We start from the raw sequence: 3,513 nt of genomic DNA, 5'->3' as shown, positions 1-3,513 counted from the left end.
GTTTTTTCGGCGGCGCTTGATTCGACCAAATCCTTTTGCCATGAGCTTTTCTCCCTGAGTCTTCCTCCTCTAGCCTCTCACATTTTTCCCTGGGGGCTCAGTTTTTTCTTTTTTTCGATGTGCCCATTACTCACTCTTTTTCTTTTGGGGATGACATTATCAGGAATATCCCAATATTTTGATGCTTGAGCCATGTTATAATTTAACGGATCTTCGTCTTGTTGATCAAGGGTATAAATTTCAAAGTCTTCAGAATTGAGCCGCATTGCTTTAATGATTTCACTCCCTAAAGCCTGAGAAAGAAATGGTATGACTGCATTGCCAATTTCTCTAAACCCATGCCAAATGGTATTGTGAAAACGAAACCAATCTGGAAAAGTATGCAGCCTCGCTGCTTCTCTAACCGTAATACATCGAGGGACTGCATAATGTATCGGTCTAGGGGCTGTATAAGCTCCCTTATCACTATTTGTTCCAGCCCTTAATGTATTGCATTGTCCATGAGGAGACAGTTTAAAAAATCGACTGATTGGCTCTACTGTTCCTGGGGCGGTGACAGCAAATCGATCTATAGACATTTTGGTATGATTCGAGCCAATATGACCATAAACTTGGTGGGAAACTTTTCTAATGTGACAAAGCTTAAATTTTTCACTGGGCTTCATCGCAAAACTTTTTCTAAAGCCTGAATAATCTAGCTGTGAGGAATTGATCCCCTGATCACCTCGTACATAAGCATTGTGGTTAATTAGATCACCAATGGCTTGTTCACAAGTTGATATTTGTATAAACTGATGATTAACTGTAGCAAATTTTTCCGAGTCTATTTCTAAATGGGTTTTTTCAGGATAAGTTGCTGGCTCAACATCATACCTTGAACCGATTAAGATCAGTCTTTTTCTCTGTTGTGGCGCACCGTAATAGGCTGCGTTTAAGATAGAAATAGGTTTTTGGACTGAATAGCCGATATTGCCAAATTCAAGGATTAATTCTTCTAGGAATTTTTTGTGTTGACCTGAGGCGATACCAGGGACATTTTCAAATAGAAAATATTTAGGCTTAATTTCTTTGATGATGCGTAAATATTCAAATACCAGTGAATTTCTCGGATCATCAAGCTGTCTTTTACCCATCTGGGAAAAGCCTTGACAGGGCGGCCCACCAGCAATTAAATCAACTTCACGCTGAAAGCCTTTGCGATCTATCGCTCGTAGTAAATCTTGAGATTTGACGGTTGCAATGTCTTTGCAAAGACTTACACCGTATGGAAAATTAAAATGATGTACTAATGTATGAACTGCATCAAATTCAACGGCAGCAGCAATATCAAAGCCTGCGGCTTCTAAGCCGAGGGACATCCCCCCACATCCCGCAAAAAGATCGATCGCTATGGGTCGTTGCATACTTTACTTCAAAAAACTTTCCTACAGTCTACAATAACCTACCAATGCTCAAAATTGTACAACATCACATAACGGGGCCGATTCGGAACCGCCCGCTGCCCCTCATCAAACGCCAACGACTAAAGTCGTTACGACGAACAAGGAAATTTTTTGAGGGGGAATGGGGCGAAAAATTTTTCGCCCCTACGAACCGATTAATTCCGAGAGCCAATTGACTAGATTTAACTTGTGGAGAATGATTTGCCGGGCTTCGGCGATCGCCTCCCGCGCCTCATGCCAAGCATCTAAATTTGCCGTCACCTCCTGAATATAGGCAACCCCCGCCGCATCTAAACTCGGCAACCGCAAAAAACTACCGGGGGGCAACAGCCGATCCGCCGCCGGGCCACCGTAATAGATCGGCAAACACCACCCTAATAGCGCATCCCATAACTTTTCACTCACATACCAATCATTATCGGCATAGTTTTCAATGGCCAAATTGTAATAATAAGGGGCGAGAATATTCGCCTTATTCAACACCGTGCCGCGACTCTGAACATCGGGGGGCAAATCCCGGCCGTAGAGATCAAAACTCACTTGTTCCTGTCTGAGCAGGCGCAGGAAATCGAGGCGGCGGCGATGGTGGGCGGTGCGGGCAATCCCCGAAGTAATCCAGGCGCAACGCTCCGTCTTCATCGGCGGCGGCATTGTATTTAAATCCTGAAAACTGCGATTGTAGTACCAGATCGCGGGCATCACATGGGGCTTAGGGGCTAAATCATCGGGGCCAAAGACATGGCTGCAATAGTCTTGGGCTTGGACATAGTGACGAATGCGATCGCCCTTCTTTTCCGGAAAAGGCGGTTCCCGCACAATCGAGATCATTCGATGCCGGGGAACTTGCGTAAGGCGATGGCGCATCTCTGCGTTGCGGGCCAATTGTTGGGCGCGTTGGGCGCGGCGACTGCGCCGCCACCGTTGCCCCAGGGGAAGGGGGGCGGGATCAAGGGGGAAATCGTGGAAATTATAAAGCAGGAGATAGTCAGGATTTTCAACCGGGGCGAGGATTTGGATATCACCCCACCGACCGCAAGGATGGGGTGTTTGCGACCAAAGCCAATCCCATTGATGGAGACCCTGATAGCTGCTAATCATACCAACGGTGTGAACCATACCCATTTTGTCCTCTCTTAACAGTGGGGGCGATCGCCTGCCCATGGTTTCCATTATCCCACTAGGAGGGGAAGAATCCCCATCGCATCCATTCGCCCTAGGGGTTTTGGGTTAGGATAGGGGGTGTTTTTTGAAGGGCAAGGGGTGATGGTTTGGCCGTCTGGGAAGAAGCAGGATCAAGCGTTGTTAGAGAATCGGGAGGATTTAGCACAGGCTCAGGCGGAGGAGGAGGATGCGCCTAATTTAACATTGGACGAGGTGAACCAGGCGTTAGGATTGTTGTGATCTCGAAAGATTTATGAACGTCCTGCCCATAGTAGAGAGACAGGATATTGATTAAATTTTGAGTCTGCACTAACCAGCGTCATATTTTCTATTTGAGCTTGTGCAATCAAGATTCTATCAAAGGGATCGCGATGATATAAGGGAAGTGTGGCAATTTGCAAGGCATGGGAATTGGTGATGGTTAAAGATTTTGCACCGAGGGCATTGATCCGACTAGGGATGTAGTGATCAATTGGGTCTGGTAGTGGTAGTTTACCGATGGAAACTTTAATGGCAATCTCCCAAACACTGGCAACAGAAAACCATATTTCATTGGTTTCTTCAGCAATCATTTCAATGGCGTTATCATTGAGTTTTTCGGGTTGAGCAAACCACCAGAGCCAACATTGGGTATCTAATAAAAGTTTCATTCTGCACCACCTTCAAAGGCAATTAAGAGATTTTCTGGTAAGGGATCATTGAAGTTTTCGGGTACGGTGAAGCGATGCTGATCTTGACCTAGGCTTGATCTGCGATTGAAGGCGGGCTGAAATGGGATGAGTTTAGCAATGGGAATTCCTTGGTTGGAGATGATGATTTCTTCTCCATGCTCTACGCGGGAGAGGAGTTCGGGAAGGTTGATGTTGGCTTGATCAATGATTGTCATGCTTGTAAGGGGTGGGGTTGAGGG

General features: G+C 46.0%; 5 protein-coding genes. 1 reads left to right on the top strand and 4 read right to left on the bottom strand.

What is annotated here, in order from left to right; translation table 11 throughout:
- Positions 1-77: 77 nt before the first annotated feature.
- Positions 78-1,403, bottom strand: a complete 1,326-nt coding sequence (locus VB712_RS10800) for a DNA cytosine methyltransferase (RefSeq protein ID WP_323254571.1) — start codon at positions 1,401-1,403, stop codon at positions 78-80.
- 183 nt (positions 1,404-1,586) lie between these two features.
- Positions 1,587-2,558 carry a glycosyltransferase family 10 domain-containing protein gene (locus tag VB712_RS10795; RefSeq protein ID WP_323254570.1) on the bottom strand — a complete coding sequence of 324 codons (972 nt, stop codon included), beginning with the start codon at positions 2,556-2,558 and terminating at the stop codon, positions 1,587-1,589.
- Positions 2,559-2,705: 147 nt separating this feature from the next.
- Between VB712_RS10795 and VB712_RS10790 the strand changes: the two genes are divergently transcribed.
- Complete coding sequence (locus tag VB712_RS10790) at positions 2,706-2,843, top strand: hypothetical protein (RefSeq protein WP_323254569.1); 138 nt, start codon at positions 2,706-2,708, stop codon at positions 2,841-2,843.
- 11 nt (positions 2,844-2,854) lie between these two features.
- Here VB712_RS10790 and VB712_RS10785 read toward each other — a convergent pair whose 3' ends face one another.
- Positions 2,855-3,253, bottom strand: coding sequence for a type II toxin-antitoxin system VapC family toxin (locus VB712_RS10785; protein ID WP_323254568.1), 399 nt, complete (start codon positions 3,251-3,253; stop codon positions 2,855-2,857).
- Positions 3,250-3,489, bottom strand: a complete 240-nt coding sequence (locus tag VB712_RS10780) for a type II toxin-antitoxin system Phd/YefM family antitoxin (protein WP_416236321.1) — start codon at positions 3,487-3,489, stop codon at positions 3,250-3,252. The genes VB712_RS10785 and VB712_RS10780 overlap by 4 nt, the downstream gene beginning before the upstream one ends.
- Positions 3,490-3,513: the final 24 nt, after the last annotated feature.

Origin of the sequence: Spirulina sp. CCNP1310 (assembly GCF_034932185.1) — a bacterium.
In the GTDB taxonomy this organism is placed as follows: domain Bacteria; phylum Cyanobacteriota; class Cyanobacteriia; order Cyanobacteriales; family Spirulinaceae; genus Spirulina.
Note: the sequence above shows the minus strand (reverse complement) of the source record. Positions and strands in the feature narration are given on the sequence as shown.